This window comes from Streptomyces sp. NPDC051776 (genome assembly GCF_040681345.1).
Lineage (GTDB): Bacteria > Actinomycetota > Actinomycetes > Streptomycetales > Streptomycetaceae > Streptomyces.
The window spans coordinates 1-20,978 of sequence record NZ_JBFAYQ010000029.1 but is presented as its reverse complement, the minus strand read 5'-3'; the positions used below and the strand labels follow the sequence as shown (position 1 = coordinate 20,978).

Genomic DNA, 20,978 nt, shown 5'->3' with positions numbered 1-20,978 from the left:
ACAGGGCCACACGGGGAGCGCAGCCGGACGGGAACAGGGCCACACGGGGAGCGCAGCCGGACGGGGGCAGGCGACGCCTGGCAACGGGCAGGGGACGGGCGTCACTTCGTGGGCAGCCAGCCCACCCTTCCCGCCAGCACCGCGTAGCCGACGAACGCCACGATGTCGATCAGTGCATGGGCTGCGACCAGCGGCCCGACCCGCCCCCACCGCCGGTAGAGCAGGACGAACACCACGCCCATCACCATGTTCCCGACCAGCCCGCCGATGCCCTGGTAGAGGTGGTACAGCCCGCGCAGGCCGGAACTCGCCGCGAGCGAGGCGGCCGGTGTCCACCCGAGCTGCCCGAGCCTGCGCAGCAGATAGCCGACCACGATCACCTCCTCCACCACGGAGTTCTGGATCGCCGAGGCGATCAGCACCGGGATCTTCCACCACACGTCCGGCAGCGACTCGGGGACGACCGTCAGATTGAAGCCCGCGGCTCGCACGCCAAGGTAGAAAAGGAGACCCGTACCGCCGATCGCCGCCGCGAGCGCCGCTCCGGCCCCGAGGTCGAACCCCGGCCTGCGCCGATCCAGCCCGATCGCCCGCAGCCCCCCGGCGCCCTCTCGCAGCAGCAGGTGCGCCACGAGCGCGACCGGCACCAGAGCGGTGCCGATACCGAAGACCTGCCAGGCGAGATCGAGCCAGGGGCGCCCGGGCTCGACAGAGGCGTTGAGGGTGGCCGCCTGGTCCTTCAGGCCGCCCGGCTTCGTCACCGAGCCCACAAAACTGATCAGCGCGGACACCGCGCTTGCTCCCACCGACAGCGCCAGTACCAGCAAGGTCTCGTTGCGCAGCAATCGCGGCGGCAGCCGCTCGGGGGAGAAGGAATCGGCCACCCGGCCGGACTCTGCCTGCACGCCCGCCTCCAGTTCCACAATCCCGCCTCGCCGCTCTCTCCGCGCCGCTATCGTCTCGAAAGGCAGTACGAAGATCGTCACGACAGGCCGGGGAGACCCATGGGACGTCACAGCTTGCCCCACGCCTCCGCTCCCGACCGTACGGGGGGCCTTTTCGCCGCCCGCCGACGTACCGTAGCGATCTCCGCGGCCCTCGTCCTGGCGCTGGCCGCGGGCACGGCTCTCGCCCTGAGCGGCGGGCTGCGCGCCTTCGGCGGTTCCTGCGACGGCGAGGACATGCCGCTGCGCGTCGCTGCCTCCCCCGACATCGCCCCCGCCCTGCGCACCGTCGCCGAACGCGCCCGGCAGACCGGGGTCCGTACCGACGGCCGCTGCCTGGACGTCCGCGTCACCGCCCGGCCCGCCCACGAGGTCGCCGACGAGCTGACCGGGCCCCGCAGCGCCTTCGCCGCCTACGAGGTCTGGCTGCCCGACTCCGGCCTCTGGGTCGACCAGGTCCGGGCCTCCGGCACCGCTCCCACGCTCGGCGAGGGCGGGAACGTCGCGTCGTCACCACTCACCCTCGCCGCCGTGCCGTCCGCCGCCGAGAAGCTCGGATGGCCCGGCAGGACGTACACCTGGGCCGGGCTGGCCGAGGCGGCGCAGCGGGCGCATCTTCCGCTGGGCGTGGCCGATCCGGACCGCAGCGCCGTCGGGCTGCTCGCCCTGGCCAGGCTCGGCACCTCCGCGGAGGAGGAGAAGCCGGGCGGCGGGACTCTCGCGGCCGCGATGGCCCGACGGCTCGCCGGACGCACCGCGGGCGGTGACGAACAGGTCCTCGCCTCGCTCCCGCGCGCCGAGTTCGGGGCGGACAAGGGGGACCCCAGCGGGAATCCGGCGCTGATCGTGTCCGAGCAGGCGGCGCACCACCACAACACGTCCGGTTTCACGGGCGATCTGCGGCTGTTCTACCCGGAGGACGGCAGCGCCCAGCTCGACTACCCGTACACCCTGGTCGGCGAGAGCACGCTCACCGCGCGCCAGACGCGGGCCGCCACCCGCTTCATGACACTGCTGGGCACGGAGGACAGCCTCGACGTCCTGCGCGAACAGGGCTTCCGCACGGGCGGCATACCCCCGAAGCCCGGGGCCGCGCGGGCCGCGGGAGCCAAGGAGCCCCAGCCGTACGACGCCGCGCCCGCGAAGGTCCCGACCACCGAACAAGTCCAGGAGACGCTCGGCCTGTGGGCGATCACGGTAAAGAGCGCACGGCTGACCACCGTGGTGGACACCTCGGACTCGATGTCCGCGCCGGTTCCCGGCAAGGACGGCCGGTCCAGGATGGACGTCACACGGGCCTCGCTGCTCCAGGCCCTCGCCACCTTCAAGCCGGAGGACGAGATCGGTCTCTATGACTTCGCGCGGCGGCTCGACGGCTCCCGTGACTACCGCCGCCTCGTCCCCACCCAGCGGCTCGACGAGCGTACGGAGGCCGGGAAGACCCAGCGCGACCGGCTCACCGCGGCGGTCGAGGCCCTGGCCCCCGTGACGGACGGGGCCACCGGACTGTACGACACCGTGCTCGCCACCTATCGCGAGGCGGCGGAGAATTACGGGCTGGGCCGCTTCAACGCGGTCGTGCTGCTGACCGACGGCTCCAACCAGGACCCGGGGAGCATCTCCAGGGACGCCCTGGTCAAGGAGTTGAGGAAGCTGGGCGACGCGCAGCGCCCGCTGCCGGTGATCGCCATCGCGGTCGGGCCGGATGCCGACAAGCGGTCGTGCGAGGAGATCGCGGAGGCGACGGGCGGCTCCGCGTACCGCGTCGAGGATCCGGGACAGATCCATCAGGTGATGCTCAGGTCGATCACGGCGGTGGCCCGGCGCTGAGCGGCGGTCTCCATCTCAGCCGACTGCTGCGGACGCGGCGGGGCGGCGCGCACGGCGAGGCGGTGCTGAAGCGTCTCTCCCGGGTCGAGGTCCGGGCCCGGGTTTGTATCCGGGGCGGGGTCCTCTCCGGACCTGAGACTGGGCGCAGAGGCCGGCCCGGGCGCAGGGTGCCGGCCCGGGCCCGGGCGCAGGGCCGGGTCCGGGTTCGCGTCTGGGCCCGGGCGCAGGGCCGGGGCCGGGACGGATCCGGCCCCGGATCTTCAGCCGGGGAAGGACACGGGCCAGGTGTGCACGGGCTCGCCCGCGCGCATCAGCTCGCAGTAGCGGCGCGTGGTCGCGGCGAGCGCGGCCTCCCGGTCGAGACCGCCGTCCAGACCCCGGTGGAAGGTCGCGGCCTGCCAGGCGGCGCCGTTCATCCGGCGCCGGCAGCGCTCCTCGATGACACCGAGATAGCGGTCCCGGTCGGCCGGTTCCACCCCCCACTCGTCCAGCCCGGCGGCGGCCAGCGGCAGCAGCTCGTCCCGCACCAGGCGGACCGCCGGAACCTCGGCCACGGTGCCCGAACGGCCGGGGCGCGGCCAGCGCAGGGTGGCGTCGATTCCGTAACGGCACGCCGCGTCGAAGTTCGCGGCGGCTTCGGCGAACGACAGCTTGGACCACACGGGTCGCGACTCGTCGGCGAGCGTGCGCACCAGCCCGTAGTAGAGCGCCGTGTTGGCGATGACGTCGGTGACGGTGGGGCCGGCGGGCAGGACGCGGTTCTCCACCCGCAGGTGCGGGACGCCCTCGACGACCGCGTACACCGGGCGGTTCCAGCGGTAGACAGTGCCGTTGTGCAGCACCAGCTCCTGAAGGCCGGGGATCTTGTCGTCGTCCAGGACGCTCAGCGGGTCCTCCTCGCCGCAGATGGGCAGCAGGGCAGGAAAGTAGCGGAAGTTCTCCTCGAAGAGGTCGTAGGCGGAGTCGATCCAGCGCTCGCCGAACCACGTCCTCGGCCGTACGCCCTGTTCACGGAGTTCGGGCGGACGCGTGTCGGTGGACTGCTGGAACAGCGGCGGTCTGGACTCGCGCCACAGCTCCCGCCCGAAGAGGAACGGGGAGTTGGCACCCATCGCGATCTGCACGGCCGCTACGGCTTGCGCTGCGTTCCACACGGCCGCGAACCGGCCGGGGGTCACCTGCAGATGGAGCTGTACAGAGGTGCACGCGGCCTCGGGGGCGATCGACCCCGTGCGATACGTCAGCCGCTCCACACCCTCGATGTCGAGGGCGATCTCCTCGCCGCGCGCCGCCAGGATCTGGTCGTTCAGCAGCATGTAGCGATCGACCTCGGAGAGGTTCGAGGACACCAGGTCCTCGGTGCCGAGGGTGGGCAGAATGCCGACCATCACGATCTCCGCCGAGACCTCGCGCGCCTTGCGGTCGGCATAAGCCAGACCGGTGCGGAGTTCCTCCGCGAGCCGGTCGAGGACGCGCCCCGACATACGGTGCGGCACGATGTTCACCTCGAGGTTGAACTGGCCGAGCTCCGTCTGGAAATCGCCGCTCGAGATGCGCTCCAGAACTTCCGCATTCAGCATCCGTGGCATCCCGTCGGCGCCCGCGAGATTGAGCTCGATCTCCAGCCCCATCAGATTCTTGGGACGGTCGAACCGCTTCTCCTCCAGCAGCCGCTCCAGTCCCTCGAGACACCGCCGCAGTTTGCGCCGGTAGAGCTGCCGATCGGACAGGTCGAACCCGCCTGCCACGACCTTCTCCCCCATCGGAGCGTCCCTCCTCGAGTGGGCGGCCCGTGGCGCTGGCCACGGCGTCAGGGTCGATGATGCCCAGGCAATGTGATCGATAACGCCCGGCGGACACCGCATGCCCACTAGGCTCGTCACTACACATGCTCCGGCACATTCCATCGGCATAGCGCCCTGTCCCGGGACCCCCGCATTGCATCCGTGAAAAGCGGGGGCGGGAATCGGCCTACCGCCATCGCGGCAAAACCCGAGGAAGCGAGCCGGAGCAGGCGGACAGAATAGGCGTAACCCTCTCCGAACAAAGACCGAATACGACCTTGTCCGCAATGTCGGCGACCGCTAGCGGAAACATCGAGTGAACGGACGTCAGATAAACTTCGCGAACAAGGGCAGAGAGTGAGCGTCACCGGCATTTCGATCGGCCGGCCCCCTCTGACCCGAACCGCGCTGACAACGTCGTCCGCAAACGCCCCGCACCACGTGTCTCCCCAGTGAGAGGCGACCCACCATGCCGCTGCATGTCCCCCCGGCACCCAAGCCCGCCCTGCGCAGCGCCCTCGCGGCCCTTGGCTCTCCCACCGCCGTGAGCGATCCGCGTACCCCGGCCCTGCGGACCGTGAGCGGTCCGCTGACCCCCGAGCTCCCGCTGCCGGTCCATGTCCTGGACCGCGTCATCGCCCGGCAGGGGCCACCGCGCACACGGCTCGCCGGGTGGCGCTTCCTGGTGCGCGGCGGCGACCGCGCCGTGGCGGCGGCCGAGACGATGCTGACGCCGGACGGCTGGGCCTTCTCGCACTTCTTCGAGGGTCCGTACGTGGCGTCCACGGAGCGGGCACTGCGGCAGGCCGAGGCGCTGCCCGGCACGTACCAGCCCCGGCTGCTGTCCGTACCGGAGCTGTACATGCTCACGCTGTGGCTGCACGCGGACACCGAGGCCGATGCCGCGGGGGGCTCACCCGCGCCGAGCGACGTTCTGGTGCCGCTCACCCCGGCACCTCCCGGCATCGCGGCGCACCGGGCGCACCGCGTCGCGGATCTGCTCCCTCTGCTGACCCTGCGGATGACACCGCCTCCGCTGATGGGCATGGGGACACCTGCCATGGGCTCCCCCGCCTGACCCCCGGAGGGCTTCGGCCCTCACCCTTGGCGCGGCATGAGCTGCCCCGCGGCCCGGTGGCCACGGGGCCGCGCTGTGTACGGGGTCTCCCTCGGCCGGCTCTGGTTGCCCAGTTCCGGTTCGCTCCTTCCGGTGCGCTCCTCCGGTTCGCTTCTTCCGGTGCGCTCCTACCGGTTCGCCGGTTCGCCGGTTCCTGGCTCCGCCCGACCACCCCCCGTACAGGAACCGGGTTCCGCTGTCGCGCCCCCACGCAGAGCCCGGGCAGCGCCCACCCGTAGGGACTAGCCCGGTATGACCAATCACAACCACCCGAAGTGACCGCTGAACCGCGATGAACCGTCCGCCTGGGTGACGCGTCCTGACCCAGTAGGAGCGGCTGCCGCGAAATCCCTGCGGAATCGCGCCCATAGGGCAAGACTGGGGACCGACCGAACAGATACGGGGGGCGGTATGAACACCGCAGCGATCAACCGAACAGTCACCACATCACAGCGAAAGAACCCGCCCATGTGCCAGCACCAGCCACCCTGCCCGTCAGCCGACTCCGCCGACCGGGAGGCCGCCCAGATTCTGGCGCACCACCCGGAGCAGGGCTGGAGTCTGCTGTGCAACGGCGTCCTGCTCTTCGAGGACACCGGCGAGCTGCTGCCGGACGGGCAGATCATCGCCCCGCACCGGCCGCTCGGCTCGGTCAAGGTGATTGCCGCCGCGTAAGGGCGACGGACCTCGAGGAGCAGGGATCCCCGCACCGCCGCGGATCCACCGAGAGCCTCCGGGGACGAAACACAGGGGCCGGCCGGCGACATGCGCCGTACCGGCCCCGATGCGTCTCCCCCGCCGGGCGGCGTCAGGCGTCGTAGTCCTCGAGCGGCGGGCACGAGCAGACCAGATTGCGGTCGCCGTAGGCCCCGTCGATGCGCCGCACCGGCGGCCAGTACTTGTCCGCGGCCGAGACACCGGCAGGGAAGACCGCCGTCTCACGGCTGTAGGGCCGCTCCCACTCGCCGGAGAGCGCGGCCGCCGAGTGCGGCGCTCCACGCAGCGGGTTGTCGTCCGCGGGCCACTCCCCGGAGGCGACCCGCTCGATCTCCCCGCGGATCGCGATCATCGCCTCGCAGAAACGGTCCAGCTCCGCAAGGTCCTCGCTCTCCGTCGGCTCGATCATCAGGGTCCCGGCGACCGGGAACGACATGGTCGGCGCGTGGAAGCCGTAGTCGATGAGCCGCTTGGCCACATCGTCGACGCTCACGCCGGTCGCCTTCGTCAGCGGCCGCAGGTCCACGATGCACTCATGCGCCACCAGACCGTTCGGACCGGTGTAGAGCACCGGGTAGTGCGGTTCGAGGCGCTTGGCGATGTAGTTGGCGCCGAGGACGGCGACCTGGGTGGCCCGGCGCAGGCCTTCCGCCCCCATCAACCGGATGTACGCCCAGGAGATCGGCAGGATGCCCGCCGAGCCCCACGGAGCGGCCGAGATGGGGCCGACACCGGTCTCGGGGCCGGCCTCCGGCTGGAGCGGGTGGTTCGGCAGGTACGGCGCGAGGTGTGCACGTACGCCGACCGGGCCGACGCCCGGACCGCCGCCGCCGTGCGGGATGCAGAAGGTCTTGTGCAGGTTGAGGTGCGAGACGTCGCCACCGAAATGACCCGGCTCGGCCAGTCCCAGAAGGGCGTTCAGGTTCGCGCCATCCACGTACACCTGGCCGCCCGCATCGTGCACGGCACCGCAGATGTCGGTGATGTGTTCCTCGAACACCCCATGCGTGGACGGGTAGGTGACCATGAGCACGGCGAGCTCGTGGCCGTACTGCTCGATCTTGGCGCGCAGGTCCTCGACGTCGACGTCGCCGTCCTCGCCGGTCTTCACCACGACGACCTTCATGCCCGCCATGACGGCGCTGGCCGCGTTCGTGCCGTGCGCGGAGGACGGGATGAGGCAGATGGTGCGCTGGTCGTCGCCGTTGGCGCGGTGGTAGGCCCGTACGGCCAGCAGTCCGGCCAGTTCGCCCTGGGAGCCGGCGTTCGGCTGGATGGACACCTTGTCGTAGCCCGTGACCTCCGCGAGGCGCTCCTCCAGCTCGCGGATCAGGGTCAGATAGCCCTGGGCCTGCTCGGCCGGCGCGAAGGGGTGCAGCTCCCCGAACTGCGGCCAGGTCACCGGCTCCATCTCCGTGGTCGCGTTGAGCTTCATCGTGCAGGAGCCGAGCGGGATCATGCCGCGGTCGAGGGCGTAGTCACGGTCGGCCAGCCGGCGCAGATACCGCAGCATCGCGGTCTCGGAGCGGTACTGGTGGAAGACCGGGTGGGCCAGGTACTCATCGGTCCGCAGCAGCGTGCCGGGCAGCGCCTCCCGCACTGACGCGTCCAGCGCCTCGACGTCGCCCCGGATGCCGAACGCGCCCCAGACGGCGGCGAGTTGCTCACGGCCGGTCGTCTCGTCGCAGGCGATGCCGACCAGGTCTCCGTCGGTCCGGCGCAGGTTGACCCCCGCGTCCCGGGCGGCGGCCACCACCTCGGCGGCGCGCCCCGGGACACGGGCGGTCACGGTGTCGAAGTACGTGTCGTGGACGACCTCTACACCGCCCGCGCGCAGACCCTCGGCGAGGATCGCGGCATAGCGGTGGGTGCGGCGGGCGATGGCCGCCAGCCCGTCCGGGCCGTGGTAGACCGCGTACATCCCCGCCATCACGGCGAGCAGCACCTGTGCGGTGCAGATGTTGCTGGTGGCCTTCTCGCGGCGGATGTGCTGCTCGCGGGTCTGCAACGCCAGGCGGTACGCCTTGTTGCCGTCCGCGTCCACGGAGACGCCGACCAGCCGACCGGGCAGATTGCGGGCGAACTTCTCGCGCACCGCCATGTAGCCGGCGTGCGGGCCGCCGAAGCCCATCGGCACTCCGAACCGCTGGCTGGTGCCCACCGCGATGTCCGCGCCCAGATCGCCGGGCGAGGTCAGCAGGGTCAGGGCCAGCAGGTCGGCGGCGACTGTGACGATCGCGCCCAGCTCGTGCGCCCGCTCGATCACGGGACGCAGGTCCCGCACCTGGCCGGAGGCGCCCGGGTACTGGAGCAGGACACCGAAGACGCCGCGTTCGGCGGGCTCCGCCGGAATCCCGGCGGACAGATCGGCGACGACGACCTCGACCCCGGTCGGTTCCGCACGCGCCTGGATCACAGCGATCGTCTGCGGCAGGCAGTCGGCGTCGATGAGGAAGACACCGTCCTTGACCTTGCCGACGCGCCGCGAGAGCGCCATGGCCTCGGCTGCCGCGGTGCCCTCGTCGAGCAGCGAAGCGCCCGAGGTGGGCAGGCCGGTCAGATCGGCCACGACGGTCTGGAAGTTCAGCAGGGCCTCCAGGCGGCCCTGTGAGATCTCCGGCTGGTATGGGGTGTAGGCGGTGTACCAGGCAGGGTTCTCCAGGACGTTCCGCAGGATCACCGGCGGGGTGAAGGTGCCGTGGTACCCGAGCCCGATCATGGGCGCCAGCACTTCGTTGCGGTCGGCCAGCGCCCGCAGCTCGGCGAGGACGTCGCCCTCGCTGCGCGCCTCCGGCAGGTCCAGCGTGCCTGCGCTCTTGATCACGTCCGGCACGGCCGCGGTGGTCAGCTCGTCCAGCGAGCCGTAGCCGACCTGGGCGAGCATCTTCGCCTGGGCCTCACCATCGGGGCCGATGTGGCGCTGTGCGAATGGAATGCCACGCTCCAGATCGGAGAGTGGGGTGCGGTTGGGGGTCATCTGCGGAGGCCTCCTGGTCGACGCGACCTGTGAGGGATACCCGTACAGGTACCCCGAGGGCCTCCCCCTCTGTCATCTCGACCTGAGAGCTTCACCGGCACGCCTGCGCGGCCCGGCTTGCACCGTCGGTGAGGAGGGGTTCCGGCACGTCCGTCCCGATGCCCGCCCTGCTTTCCAGAGTGACCTCGTCCGTGCGGTACGTGTGCCTGAGAGATTCCGGGGAGGGGTTGCTCCTTCGGCGCCTCCGGCCTTGCGGCGGAGGACTCTCCCGCACGGGGTCTGCAGCCGTTTGCCAGCGTACCAGCGCACCTCGGGCCAAGGATTCGCGCGTATCCCGAGTGGCCGACGTACACGAAGTGGACTTTCGTTGTTCCATAGAGGACTACGACGAGTTGGAGGGCACCGTGCAGTCCGACATCGATCCGCGGAGCCTGATCGGACGCAAGGCGTTCGATCTCGACGGGGCGAAGATCGGCACCGTGGATGAGGTGTATCTGGACGACGCCACCGGGCGCCCGGAGTGGGCCGCGGTGCGCACCGGCATGTTCGGACGAGATGCATTCGTCCCCCTGGAGCCGAGCGAAGTGGTCGAGGAGACCCTTCGCGTCCCGTACCGCAGGTCTCTGATCAAGGACGCACCCGACTTCGGCGTGGGCCGGCATCTCTCGCCCGAGCAGGAGCTGCAGCTCTACCACCACTACGGGCTCGACGCGTCCGCCCCGGGCATTGACACAGGCGGCGAGGAGGACGGCGACCAGGATTTCGGCCGTATCGCGGGCGAGGACGACTGATCGTCTCGCGTCTCCGCGGCACCGGCGACCGGCTCCGCCCCGCCCTCCGGGTCACCTCCGCCCGCATGGCGCGTACCTCCCGCACGGCCCGCTCGTGCCGTCCCCGATGACGGGTCCGCGCCCGGGCGCTCCTGGGGGACGAGGGGCGGTGGTTCGGCCGATTCGAGGTCCGGGTCGTCCACGGGAAAGGTCCGCACCCGCCCGGGAGCCGACCAGGGCTGCTCGAAGCGCACCGTGACCCGGCCGACGCCGCTGCCCTGGACCCACCCCGTACCGAACTCGGCGTGCCGCACGTCGTGCCCCGGCACCCAGCGGCGCGGCCCGGCCTCTGCCGCCTCCGCCGCCTCCGGGGCTCCCGGGGGCTGCTCCGGGTCCGGGGCGTGCGCCGCTGCCGCTCCCTCGGCCTCGCAGGCCTCAGCGGCGCCGGCTGCCTCGGCCGTCGCCGCCTGGGCCGTCGCCTCCTCGGCCGGCGCGGCCTGGGCGGTCGCGGCCTGGGCGAACAGGTCCTCCTGCGTGAAGTCTGCGAGCCCGGTGACACCGACGCCGAGCAGCCGCACGCCGCCCGTGGTGTCCACGCCCTCGATCAGCCGGGCCGCGGCCTCCTGGATCACCGCCGGGTCGTCGGTCGGCCCGCGCAGCGTCTCGGAGCGGGTCAGCGTCGAGAAGTCGTAGCGCCGGACCTTGAGCACGACCGTACGGCCCGAGCGCCCGGCCGAGCGCAGCCGCTGGACACACCGCTCGGCCAGCCGCCGGACCTCGCTCTGCACCCGCGCCCGGTCGTGCAGATCGACGTCGAAGGTGTCCTCGACGGAAACGGACTTGGCGTCCCGCTCGGCGACCACCGACCTGTCGTCGAGCCCCTGCGCCATGGCGTGCAGCGAGCTGCCGTGCGCCTTCCCCAGCAGACGAACCAGCTCGTCCTCCCCGGCCTCGGCCATCTCGCCGACCGTATGGATGCCCGCCCGACGCAGATGCTCGGCGGTCGCGGGCCCGACGCCGGGAAGCGTACGGACCGTCATCGGCTCCAGCAGCTCGCGCTCGGTGCCCGGGTCGATGAGGACGAGGCCGTCCGGCTTGGCCTGTTCGGAGCCGATCTTGGCGAGCATCTTCGATCCGGCGAGCCCGACGGAGCCGGTCAGCCCGGTGACCGACCGGATGTCCCGGCGCAGCTGCTCCCCCACCGCGCGGGCCGCCTCCGCGGAGGCGGCCGCTCCGCCCGCCTCGAGGTCGACGAACGCCTCGTCCAGGCTCAGGGGCTCGACGAGCGGGGAGAGCTGGTGCAGCAGCTCCATCACCGTCTCGCTGATCCGCCGGTACAGCGCGAAGCGCGGGGCGAGGTAGGCCGCATTCGGGCACAGACGCCGCGCCTGGGCCGTCGCCATCGCGGAGTGGACCCCGAAGACCCGGGCCTCGTACGACGCGGTGGCCACCACTCCGCGAGGCCCGATGCCGCCCACCACCACCGGCTTGCCGCGCAGACTCGGCTTGGACGCCTGCTCCACCGATGCGTAGAACGCGTCCATGTCCAAATGCAGGATCGTCGGCGCGGCTCTCACACCACCGATGCTCCCCTACGGCACTGACAACGGCCCGCGCAGCTGCGCACAGCCGCCGCGGGAGCTCAGACCGCTCGGTTGCGGCGCCGGGCGAGCTCGTCGGCCGGGTTGTGCCCGATGAGCGTCTCACCGGTGTCCACGCGCTCGCCGTGCAGCTGGGCCAGGGCGTCCTCCACGTCCCGCCAGACGACCCCGACCGCGATCCCGAAGATGCCCTGGCCGCCCTGGAGCAGGCTCACGACGTCGTCGGGGGAGGAGCACTCGTAGACGGTCGCGCCGTCGCACATGAGCGTCATCTGGGCGAGATCGGAGCGCTGGCGGGTGCGAAGGTGCTGGACCGCCGCACGGATGTTCTGCAGCGAGACACCGGTGTCCAGGAAGCGCTTCACGATCTTGAGTACGACGACGTCCCGGAAGCTGTACAGCCGTTGGGTACCGGAGCCGTACGCCGGCCGCACGCTCGGTTCGACGAGTCCGGTACGAGCCCAGTAGTCCAACTGGCGGTACGTGATGCCGGCGGCCGCGCATGCCGTGGGGCCGCGGTATCCGACCAGTTCGGATGGGTCCTCGACCGCATCGTCCGGCCCCGTCGCGGCGTGCCGGAATGGGGTGTCGGCCGTGCGTCCATGGAGCGGAATCGGACCGCCCACCGCTGTACCGTCGCCGGTGCTGCTCACGCCGACCTCCGTCCTCGACCTGCCTTCTCGAAGGTAGGCAGTCACCCCGGGTGCGTCAACGATCGCCACACTCGCCACGCCGCGTGATAATCACCCTAAGGGTGGTTTCTCGTGACCCGTTCCGGGGAAGCCCGATCGGCCCATCCTCCCGGGCGGCCCGGCGGCCGGCTCGCGGTCTACTCGCGGTTGGTGCCGAAGTCCTCGGGCGAGATCTGGTCGAGGAACTCGCGGAACTTCTCGACCTCGTCCTCCTGCTCGTCCGGGATGGCGATTCCCGCATCGTCCAGCACGCCGTCGCTGCCGTAGATGGGCGTACCGGTCCGCAGAGCGAGCGCTATGGCGTCAGAGGGCCGGGCGCTGACCTCGACCCCGCTGGCGAAGACCAGCTCCGCGTAGAACACGCCCTCGCGCAGGTCCGTGATGCGGACCTCGGTGAGAGTCTGGCCGACCGCCTCCAGCACGTCCTTGAAAAGGTCGTGGGTCAGCGGCCTGGCTGGTGCCATGCCCTGCTGGGCGAAGGCGATCGCGGTCGCCTCCCCGGGCCCGATCCAGATGGGGAGGTAACGGTCGCCTCCCACTTCGCGCAGGAGCACGATCGGTTGGTTGGAGGGCATTTCCACCCGGACACCGACGACGTCGAGCTCGTTCACACAGTAACCCTAGGACGTGCCCGGCCGGTTTGGGTAGTCGGGCCCGTCCTTCAGTGCAGCCGGGCCCGCAGGGCGGACTGTACGAGTGCGGCGTGCAGGCGGACGGACAGCGTCGCCAGCTCGCGGGCCGTGGACTCCGCGTGATGCCTGGTCCGAGGGTTGCGATGGCGCCTGAGCGGGGCCACGACCTGTTCGACCAGATCGGCCTCGCGGTCCGCCGCGGCCTTCATGACCCGCAGATGGCGCGGTTCGAGGCCGAACCGTCCCAGATCTGCGACCAGGCGGGCTACGGAGACCGCCTCGAGGTCGTAGTCACCGTCCTCGTCAGGGGCGATCAGGCCGTACGACTCCCATTCCGCGAGCTCGGCCTCGCCGACCTCTGCGGCGGCGAGCAGCTCGGTCCGGCCGACGCGGGCCGTGGCCGGGGCTCCGCCGTCTCCGTCGAGTGCCCCGTCCAGCAGTTCACGCGAGCGCCCCGGTACGGGCAGGCGGACCTGCTCACCGCGCTCCAGGGCCTCGAGATGCTCCCGGATGACCTTCAGCGGGAGATAGTGGTCGCGCTGCATACGGAGGACGTAGGCGAGCCGCTGGACGTCCTCGGGGCCGAACTTGCGGTATCCCGATGGCGTACGCCGTGGCTCGATAAGGCCCTCCGCCTCCAGGAAGCGAATCTTGGAGATGGTGACCTCAGGAAACTCCTCGCGCAGCTGCTGGAGCACCGTGCCGATGCTCATCAGCCCGCCTGCCCTGGTGGCGGTGCCGCTCCCGGCACCGCCCGACGGTGTCCGCCGCATGGCCCTTCCCTGGTCGGGTGCCCGGATGGGTCAGATACCCCGCTGGCTGGCGTAGAAGACCAGCCGGTACTTGCCGATCTGCACCTCGTCGCCGTTCGCCAGAGCCACCGAGTCGATCCGCTCCCGGTTGACGTACGTGCCGTTCAGACTGCCGACGTCGAAGACCGTGAAGCCGCCGTCGGTACCACGGCGGAACTCCACATGCCGCCGGGAGACGGTCACGTCGTCCAGGAAGATGTCGCTCTGCGGATGACGCCCGGCCGTGGTCAGGTCCCCGTCCAGAAGGAAGCGGCTGCCGGAATTCGGACCGCGGCGGACCACCAGCAGCGCCGAGCCGAGCGGCAGGGCATCAACAGCGGACTGGGCCTCGGGGGCCAGCGGAGGCGCGCTCTGCCCCGTGGTCTCGGTCTCGTAGGACTCGATGCCCGAGATCGAGATCGTCGAGGTCGTCTCCGAGGCGCGCTCGGAACCGCCGGCGCGCAGCGGCGCCCCGCAATTGGAGCAGAACCGGCTGGCCTCGGCATTCCGGTGTCCGCACCTCGTACAAACCGGCAAGGCGGTGAACCCTCCACCCGTACTTGAGGTTGATGGTTCCTCGAAACCTATGCGCCCCGACGCCGCAGGGTCAACAGAAGACGCGCCGTGACCACCCGGAATGTCGCCCTCGCCTCCCGCAACCTGGTCGCGGAACAGCGGGCGCCCCTCCGGCGCCGCGCTCTCCTCGGCGGAGTGGCCCGCGCGGTGGCGGGCCGTGCCACTCTCATCGCCGCCTCGGGCACTCTTGCCGAACAACTTCGCAAACAACTTCACGGGCGATTCCCCTTGACCGAAACAGACCCGCCCGTGGGGCAGGACGACACCTCGCTGCACACACCGGCCGGCCCGGACATCCTCACAACGTCCGTGACCGCCTGACAGTTTCCACCACACATCACCTCTGTGGTGCCTCGACCCCCCGCACCATCACGCACCTGCCGCGCGGCCCCCGTGCGCGCACCGTTCACTGCGATGACGACCGAGCGTAGTCAGGCCGCTCCGCCGATCGCAAGGCATCCACGACGATCCTCTCAGAGCGGTCAACTGCGACAGTTGCCTGCTCCTTCTCCAAGGTCTGCACCACGCCTCCGGGGATGTTCAGTGCCGGTTCGAGGTCCTGCGGCTTGCCGATGACCTTGAAACGGAAGGGCGGTGAGACTTTCTTCCCGTCGACTCGCACTCCGCCGCCGGAGTCGGTCACGTACGAACCGGCAACGATCCGTACGTCGTTGAGCTGGATGGCCTCCGCACCAGCCGCCCGCAGCTCCTGGATCGCATCGAGAAGCATGTCCGCCTTGACCGCCTCGGCGTCGCTCACCGTGATGGTGATGCCGGGACCCTCCGCCGCGACCGTGCCCGCGAGGACGCCCAACTGCTGCTCCTTCTGGACCGTCTGCTTGCGCGCCTCCTCCGCCTGGTCGGAGGAGTTGTCCAGCTCGGTGCGCTGACGCTCCAACGCCGTCTTCTCGTCCTCGAGGCGCTGCGTGCGGTTGTCGAGCTCGTCCAGGATGCGTACGAGGTCCTCCTGGCGCGCGCCGCGCAGCGCGCTGTTCTCCGTGGTCGAGCGCACCTGAATGGCCAGACCGAGGCCCAGTACGAACAGCAGGAGCGCGACGATGAGTTGGGCGCGCGTCATACGCGGCGGCCAGACGCCCGCGGCCAGGCGCTGACGACCGGTGAGCCGGCTCTCGGCCCCCTCGCCGGACTCGTCCTGCTCCGGCGGGCCGCCGGGAACCGCCGTGTCCGCGGAGGGCTTTGGCGTCCCCGGGGCAGCCGCTGCCGGCGGTTCGGGAACGGCTGGCGCGGCCGCGGGGCGCTCCTGCGGCCCCTGCGGCCGCAGGGGCTGCTGGGCCCGTTGGGGCCATTGGGGCTGTTGGGGTCGCTGTGGTCGCTGTGGCCGCGGAGGTTGTGGCTGGGACTGCGGCGGCTGAGGCAGGGGCGGCTGCGGCGGCTGCGGATGCCGTTCGGGACGTCGCTCCTCCGGCCGCGGCTCCGGCTGCTTGCCCGGTTCCCGCGCCGGCCCGGGCTTCGGCGTCTGCTCGGGCTTCGGCGCCGGCCCGGGCTCCGGCGTCTGCCCCGGCTTCGGCGTCTGCTCGGGCTTCGGCGCCGGCCCGGGCTCCGGCGTCTGCCCCGGCTTCGGCGTCTGCTCGGGCTTCGGCGTCTCCTTCGGGCCGTTGCCCTCCGGTTCTCCCGGGGTCCTGGGTGTCTCGTCGTTGCTCATCGGCCTCACGCCCGGAAGACGTGCCGGCGGATCGCCGCGGCGTTGGAGAAGATGCGGATACCGAGGACGACGACCACGCCGGTCGAGAGCTGCGCGCCGACTCCGAGCTTGTCGCCGAGGAAAACGATCAGCGCGGCCACCACCACGTTCGACAGGAACGACACCACGAAGACCTTGTCGTCGAAGATCCCGTCCAGCATCGCCCGAAGGCCTCCGAAGACCGCGTCCAGGGCCGCGACCACGGCGATCGGCAGATAGGGCTCGACCACCGCAGGCACCTCGGGCCTGACCAGCAGTCCCACCACGACTCCCACGACGAGGCCCAGTACGGCGATCACGATGTGCCCTTCCCTGTGTCGGCGGCGTTCTTGTCCGCGCCTCCGGATACCGGCTTTGCGTTGCGTACGGTCAGGCTCGGTGCCGCGGGCAACCGGACGTCGTTCTGCGCCGTGATGCTCGCGCGGACGCCGTAGCTCTCCTTCAGCACCTGCAGATACTGCCCGTCGGCGCTGTTCTGGAAGTCGGTCGCCAAGCGCTGCCCGTCCCCCACCGCAAGCACCGTGTACGGCGGCACCAGCGGTCTGTTGTCGACCAGTATGGCGTCACCGGCGGCCCGGATCGCCGACAGGGCCGTCAGCCTCTGGTCGTTGATCGCGATGGCCTCCGCGCCCGACTCCCACAGACCGTTGACGATGCGCTGCATGTCCCGGTCGCGGACCCGGCCGGTGTCGGAGAACCCACTGCTGTCGCGAGGACCGTCGCCGCCCTGCTCTGCTTCCCTGGCGTCGTTGACGACCAGCTTCACGCCAGGCCCGTGCACCGGCGTCGCACCCGCGAGCAGGGCGACGGTCCTGCCCTGCTGCCCGCCGTGCCGCTCCAGTGCCTCACGCTGCCGTGTCTCGACCTGGTCGCGCAACGTGTCCACGCTCTTCTGGAGACGGTCCGCTTCCGAGGTGGCCGCGTCGATCCGGTCGATCAGCTCCTGCCGCTCCTTCGCGATGGCAGGTGCCGATATCCGCGTCTCGGCGGCACCGACGGTCACCACGGCCGCGGCCAGTACGAGGCCCACTGCGAACCCGAGTTTGGCCCGCAGAGGCTTCGGCCGTCCCTGTGCTCCTTCGGCGGAACGCCGGGCTGCCGCCTCGGCGTAGCCGTCGTCGAGACTGTGCTCCGTCACATTGGTCAGCAGCGACATCGAAGCGTCGGGGCGGGAGGGCGGCGAAGCGGTGCTCCGATCGGGGGACTGCTGCGACATGCCGCACATCGTCGCACGTCGCGCCCGCTACCGCCGAATGGGGCCACCGACGCGCCGGTGCGGGACACCGCGACTCGCGGCGCTCCGCACCGACTGCTCAGGAGGAACCGGGACAAGCCTGGACGGCCCTCGCCGGGACCCGCCGGCCACCAGCGTCCGGCGCGCTCAACTCAACGTCCGGCGCTCTCCACCACCCCGGACCACTCGTCCAGGAGCGCCTGCGCCGACGCCTCGTCCGGTCCTTCGGCCCACAGATGGGTGACCGCCTCGGACGGGTCGGGCAGCACCATCACCCAGCGCCCGTCGGTCTCCACGACCCGTACACCGTCGGTGGTGTCCACGAAACGGTCCCCTGCCGCCTCCACCACGGTCCGCATGACCAGTCCCTTCACGGCCCAGGGCGTGGCGAGATCGCGGCGCAGGACGTGGGCGCGCGGGATACGGGCATCGATCTGGCTCAGGGTCAGCTGTGTACGGGCCACGAGCCCGACGAGTCGTACGAACGCGGCCGAGCCGTCGAAGACACTGCTGAACTCCGGGGCGATGTAGCCGCCACGGCCGTCGCCGCCGAAGATCGTCGACTCCTCGCGGCAGACCCGGGTCAGGTCGTCGGGCGACGTCGTCGTCCACTCAACCTGCGTGCCGTGGTAGGCCGCGACCTGTTCGGCGATACGCGTGGTGGTGACCGGCAGGGCGACCCGTCCGCTGCGGCGCTCCGCTGCGACCAGGTCGAGCATCACCAGCAGCGAGCGGTCGTCCTCGACGATCTTGCCCCGTTCGTCGACGAGCGAGATCCGCTCACCCACGGGGTCGAACCGGACGCCGAAGTCCGCGCGGGCCGACGAGACAATCTCCCCCAGGCGTACGAGCCCGGCGCGGCGGGCGTCTGCCGTCTCCGTCGGCCGCGACTCGTCGAGACCGGGGTTGATGGTGAGCGCCTCGATCCCGAGCTTGCCGAGCAGGCTGGGCAGTACGAGACCCGCGCTGCCGTTGGAGGCATCGACGACCACCTTGAGCCCGGCCTCGGCGACACCCGTGGTGTCCACGGCCCGCAGCACCGATCCGGTGTACGAGTCGAAGACACTGGCCGGGAAGCGCAGATCGCCGATCTCGCCGGGGAACGCCCTCCGGTACTCCTGGCGGGCGAAGACCCGGTCCAGCTTGCGCTGGCCGCCCTGCGAGAGATCCGCGCCCCGTTCGTCGAAGAACATGATGTCGACCGAGTCGGGGACACCGGGCGACGTACGGATCATGATGCCGCCCGCACCACCGCGTGCCGTCAACTGGCGGGCAACGGGCAGGGGGACGTTCTCCAGGTCCCGTACGTCGATCGCACTCGCCTGCAGAGCGGAGATCATGGCTCGCTTCAGCGCCCGGGCACCACGGGAGTGGTCGCGGGCGGTGGTGACGGTCGAGCCCTTCTTGAGCGTGGTCGCGTAGGCACCGGCGAGACGCACCGCGAGTTCGGGGGTGATCTCCACGTTGAGGATGCCGGACACGCCACGCTCACCGAAGAGCTGCGCCTGGCCGCGGGACTCCCAGATGACCGACGTGTTGACGAACGCGCCGGCCTCGACGGTCTTGAAGGGGTACACGCGGACGTTGCCCTGGACGATCGACTCCTCGCCGATCAGGCACTCGTCCCCGATGACGGCACCGTCCTCAATACGGGCGGCCCGCATGATGTCGGTGTTCTTCCCGATGACGCATCCGCGCAGATTGCACTGCTGGCCGATGTAGACGTTGTCGTGGACAACGGCCCTGTGCAAAAAGGCGCCGCTCTTCACGACCACGTTCGACCCGACGACGGTGTGCTCGCGGATCTCGACGTCCGCCTCCACCTTCGCGTAGTCGCCGATGTAGAGGGGCCCTCGCAGCACGGCGTCGGAGTGCACCTCGGCGCCTTCTGCGACCCAGACCCCCGGCGAGATCTCGAAGCCCTCGATCTCGACGTCGACCTTGCCCTCGAGGACGTCGGCCTGCGCCTTGACGTAGCTCTCGTGGGTGCCGACGTCCTCCCAGTAACCCTCGGCCACATAGCCGTAGATGGGCTTGCCGTCCTTCATGAGCTGAGGGAAGACATCACCGGACCAGTCGACGGAGGCATCGGCCTCGACGTAGTCGAAGACCTCCGGCTCCATGACGTAGATGCCGGTGTTGACGGTGTCGGAAAACACCTGACCCCAGGTGGGTTTTTCCAGAAAACGCTCGACCTTGCCGTCGTCGTCGACAATGGTGATGCCGAATTCCAACGGATTCGGCACACGCGTCAGGCATACGGTGACGAGCGCACCCTTCTCCTTGTGGAAATTGACGAGATCGGTGAGATCGAAATCGGTGAGGGCATCGCCGGAGATGACGAGGAACGCATCGTCCTTGAGCGCGTCTTCCGCATTCTTGACACTACCGGCGGTGCCGAGCGGCTTTTCCTCATGCGCATACGTGAGTTCCATGCCGAGTTCCTCGCCGTCACCGAAATAGTTCTTGACGAGAGAGGCGAGAAACTGCACGGTCACCACGGTTTCGGTGAGACCATGGCGCTTCAGCAACCTCAGCACGTGCTCCATGATCGGCCTGTTGACCACAGGCAGAAGCGGCTTGGGCATGCTGGAGGTCATCGGGCGAAGACGAGTACCTTCGCCACCGGCCATGACGACGGCCTTCATGTCGGAAGCGTCCTCCTTGAAGAGACGACGGTCAAGCCGACTGTGCCCGTTCAGATGGCCCAGGGGAGTCGCACGAGCGCACCCAGCACCGACCGGCGGTCAAATGGCAGAGACGCCGTGTCGCCGGGCTCAGTCAGCCGCGGCGTCCGCCCTGACAAGTCGGCGGACCTGAACCACGTAGAGGATTCCTGCCCACCAGTAGAGCGTTGTACCCCATCCTGCGAACGCCCATCCGAAAATAGCAGCGAGTGAGGGAACCCAGCCACTTCCGTCACTCAGCAGCAGCAACGGGAAGGCGTACATGAGGTTGAAGGTCGCGGCCTTCCCGATGAAGTTCACCTGCGGCGGCGGGTAGCCGTGACGACGGAGGATCAACACCATCACGGCCAGCACGAGCTCACGGGTGAGCAGAACAATGGGCACCCACAGCGGGAGGATTTCCCGCCATGTGAGACCGATGAGCGTGGTGAGGATGTAGAGCCGGTCCGCGGCCGGGTCGAGGAGCCGGCCCAGGTTGCTGACCTGGTTCCACCGGCGAGCCAGCTCGCCGTCCAGGTAGTCGGTGACACCGCTGAGGGCCAGCACGAGCAGGGCCCAGCCATCGGCCTTGGGGCCGCCGAACTCGGGCCACAGAATCAGCCACAGGAACAGCGGTACGCCGAGGAGGCGAGCCATGCTGAGCATGTTCGGGATGGTGAGGACGCGGTCCGTCCGGACGCGCGTCTCCTGGGCCTCCACCCGCGTGCCTCCTGCAAGAACGTGCCGACAATGCCCCCTGACCCTACCGGCACCGATTGGCGCAGTGCACCGAGGGTCCGGGCAGGGCCCAGGACGGGGCGGGCTGCACTCTCTCCGCAGGGCGCTTTCCACAGGGCGGGGCGGTGCTCTTCGGATTTTCGCGAGAGGAGCGTCGCAACAACGCAGAAAAGCCGTGGTGTCCGGACCGAGAAATACGGTCCGGAC

17 protein-coding genes and 1 riboswitch are annotated in these 20,978 nt (G+C 70.4%); of the genes, 4 read left to right on the top strand and 13 right to left on the bottom strand.

The window, feature by feature from the left end; genetic code table 11:
* Positions 1-101 precede the first annotated feature (101 nt).
* Entirely contained in the window at positions 102-905 is an 804-nt protein-coding gene (locus AB0M26_RS21485) for a CPBP family intramembrane glutamic endopeptidase (RefSeq protein WP_365263414.1), read from the bottom strand.
* A gap of 99 nt (positions 906-1,004) precedes the next feature.
* On the opposite strand from AB0M26_RS21485, the gene AB0M26_RS21480 reads away from it, so the two are divergent.
* Positions 1,005-2,774, top strand: a complete 1,770-nt coding sequence (locus AB0M26_RS21480) for a substrate-binding and VWA domain-containing protein (RefSeq protein ID WP_365263413.1) — start codon at positions 1,005-1,007, stop codon at positions 2,772-2,774.
* A 260-nt stretch (positions 2,775-3,034) separates the two neighbouring features.
* On the opposite strand, the gene AB0M26_RS21475 is transcribed toward AB0M26_RS21480, so the two are convergent.
* Positions 3,035-4,537, bottom strand: coding sequence for a glutamate-cysteine ligase family protein (locus AB0M26_RS21475; RefSeq protein ID WP_365263412.1), 1,503 nt, complete (start codon positions 4,535-4,537; stop codon positions 3,035-3,037).
* Positions 4,538-5,027: 490 nt separating this feature from the next.
* On the opposite strand from AB0M26_RS21475, the gene AB0M26_RS21470 reads away from it, so the two are divergent.
* Both AB0M26_RS21470 and AB0M26_RS21465 read left to right on the top strand, forming a co-directional pair.
* A complete protein-coding gene (locus AB0M26_RS21470) occupies positions 5,028-5,636 on the top strand; it encodes a hypothetical protein (RefSeq protein WP_365263411.1) in 609 nt (202 codons plus the stop codon).
* Between the two features lie 507 nt (positions 5,637-6,143).
* On the top strand, positions 6,144-6,350 hold the full coding sequence (locus AB0M26_RS21465; protein WP_365263410.1) for a DUF5999 family protein: 207 nt from the start codon (positions 6,144-6,146) through the stop codon (positions 6,348-6,350).
* Positions 6,351-6,483: 133 nt separating this feature from the next.
* Here AB0M26_RS21465 and gcvP read toward each other — a convergent pair whose 3' ends face one another.
* A complete protein-coding gene (gene gcvP, locus AB0M26_RS21460) occupies positions 6,484-9,369 on the bottom strand; it encodes an aminomethyl-transferring glycine dehydrogenase (RefSeq protein ID WP_365263409.1) in 2,886 nt (961 codons plus the stop codon).
* A gap of 184 nt (positions 9,370-9,553) precedes the next feature.
* Positions 9,554-9,650: riboswitch (glycine riboswitch) on the bottom strand.
* A 123-nt stretch (positions 9,651-9,773) separates the two neighbouring features.
* Between gcvP and AB0M26_RS21455 the strand changes: the two genes are divergently transcribed.
* Positions 9,774-10,160, top strand: a complete 387-nt coding sequence (locus tag AB0M26_RS21455) for a PRC-barrel domain-containing protein (RefSeq protein WP_365263474.1) — start codon at positions 9,774-9,776, stop codon at positions 10,158-10,160.
* Here AB0M26_RS21455 and AB0M26_RS21450 read toward each other — a convergent pair.
* The 10 genes from AB0M26_RS21450 to pgsA form a co-directional block, all read right to left on the bottom strand.
* Entirely contained in the window at positions 10,067-11,716 is a 1,650-nt protein-coding gene (locus tag AB0M26_RS21450) for a DNA polymerase IV (RefSeq protein WP_365263408.1), read from the bottom strand. The genes AB0M26_RS21455 and AB0M26_RS21450 overlap by 94 nt on opposite strands.
* Before the next feature lie 65 nt (positions 11,717-11,781).
* Positions 11,782-12,393 carry a MerR family transcriptional regulator gene (locus AB0M26_RS21445; RefSeq protein WP_365263407.1) on the bottom strand — a complete coding sequence of 204 codons (612 nt, stop codon included), beginning with the start codon at positions 12,391-12,393 and terminating at the stop codon, positions 11,782-11,784.
* A 176-nt stretch (positions 12,394-12,569) separates the two neighbouring features.
* Entirely contained in the window at positions 12,570-13,043 is a 474-nt protein-coding gene (locus AB0M26_RS21440; RefSeq protein ID WP_360861600.1) for a bifunctional nuclease family protein, read from the bottom strand.
* A 50-nt stretch (positions 13,044-13,093) separates the two neighbouring features.
* Positions 13,094-13,837: a MerR family transcriptional regulator gene (locus AB0M26_RS21435; protein WP_365263406.1), complete on the bottom strand. Its 744-nt coding sequence runs from the start codon at positions 13,835-13,837 to the stop codon at positions 13,094-13,096.
* 30 nt (positions 13,838-13,867) lie between these two features.
* Positions 13,868-14,707 carry an FHA domain-containing protein gene (locus AB0M26_RS21430; RefSeq protein WP_365263405.1) on the bottom strand — a complete coding sequence of 280 codons (840 nt, stop codon included), beginning with the start codon at positions 14,705-14,707 and terminating at the stop codon, positions 13,868-13,870.
* 130 nt (positions 14,708-14,837) lie between these two features.
* The gene (locus tag AB0M26_RS21425; protein WP_365263473.1) at positions 14,838-15,713 is read right to left on the bottom strand and encodes a DUF881 domain-containing protein; all 876 of its coding nucleotides are present in this window, start codon (positions 15,711-15,713) and stop codon (positions 14,838-14,840) included.
* A 386-nt stretch (positions 15,714-16,099) separates the two neighbouring features.
* Entirely contained in the window at positions 16,100-16,432 is a 333-nt protein-coding gene (locus tag AB0M26_RS21420) for a small basic family protein (RefSeq protein ID WP_019708255.1), read from the bottom strand.
* Positions 16,429-17,349 carry a DUF881 domain-containing protein gene (locus AB0M26_RS21415; protein WP_365263404.1) on the bottom strand — a complete coding sequence of 307 codons (921 nt, stop codon included), beginning with the start codon at positions 17,347-17,349 and terminating at the stop codon, positions 16,429-16,431. Before AB0M26_RS21415 ends, AB0M26_RS21420 begins: the two co-directional genes overlap by 4 nt.
* Before the next feature lie 170 nt (positions 17,350-17,519).
* Positions 17,520-20,015 carry a mannose-1-phosphate guanyltransferase gene (locus tag AB0M26_RS21410; RefSeq protein WP_365263403.1) on the bottom strand — a complete coding sequence of 832 codons (2,496 nt, stop codon included), beginning with the start codon at positions 20,013-20,015 and terminating at the stop codon, positions 17,520-17,522.
* Positions 20,016-20,144: 129 nt separating this feature from the next.
* On the bottom strand, positions 20,145-20,753 hold the full coding sequence (gene pgsA / locus AB0M26_RS21405) for a CDP-diacylglycerol--glycerol-3-phosphate 3-phosphatidyltransferase (protein WP_365263402.1): 609 nt from the start codon (positions 20,751-20,753) through the stop codon (positions 20,145-20,147).
* Positions 20,754-20,978: the final 225 nt, after the last annotated feature.

Bases quoted from the DNA above. Each gene is read 5' to 3' on its own strand.
- AB0M26_RS21480 (WP_365263413.1), top strand. From the start codon at position 1,005: ATGGGACGTCACAGCTTGCCCCACGCCTCCGCTCCCGACCGTACGGGG.
- AB0M26_RS21475 (WP_365263412.1), bottom strand. From the start codon at position 4,537: ATGGGGGAGAAGGTCGTGGCAGGCGGGTTCGACCTGTCCGATCGGCAG.
- AB0M26_RS21470 (WP_365263411.1), top strand. From the start codon at position 5,028: ATGCCGCTGCATGTCCCCCCGGCACCCAAGCCCGCCCTGCGCAGCGCC.
- AB0M26_RS21465 (WP_365263410.1), top strand. From the start codon at position 6,144: ATGTGCCAGCACCAGCCACCCTGCCCGTCAGCCGACTCCGCCGACCGG.
- gcvP (WP_365263409.1), bottom strand. From the start codon at position 9,369: ATGACCCCCAACCGCACCCCACTCTCCGATCTGGAGCGTGGCATTCCA.
- AB0M26_RS21435 (WP_365263406.1), bottom strand. From the start codon at position 13,837: ATGCGGCGGACACCGTCGGGCGGTGCCGGGAGCGGCACCGCCACCAGG.
- AB0M26_RS21415 (WP_365263404.1), bottom strand. From the start codon at position 17,349: ATGTCGCAGCAGTCCCCCGATCGGAGCACCGCTTCGCCGCCCTCCCGC.
- AB0M26_RS21410 (WP_365263403.1), bottom strand. From the start codon at position 20,015: ATGAAGGCCGTCGTCATGGCCGGTGGCGAAGGTACTCGTCTTCGCCCG.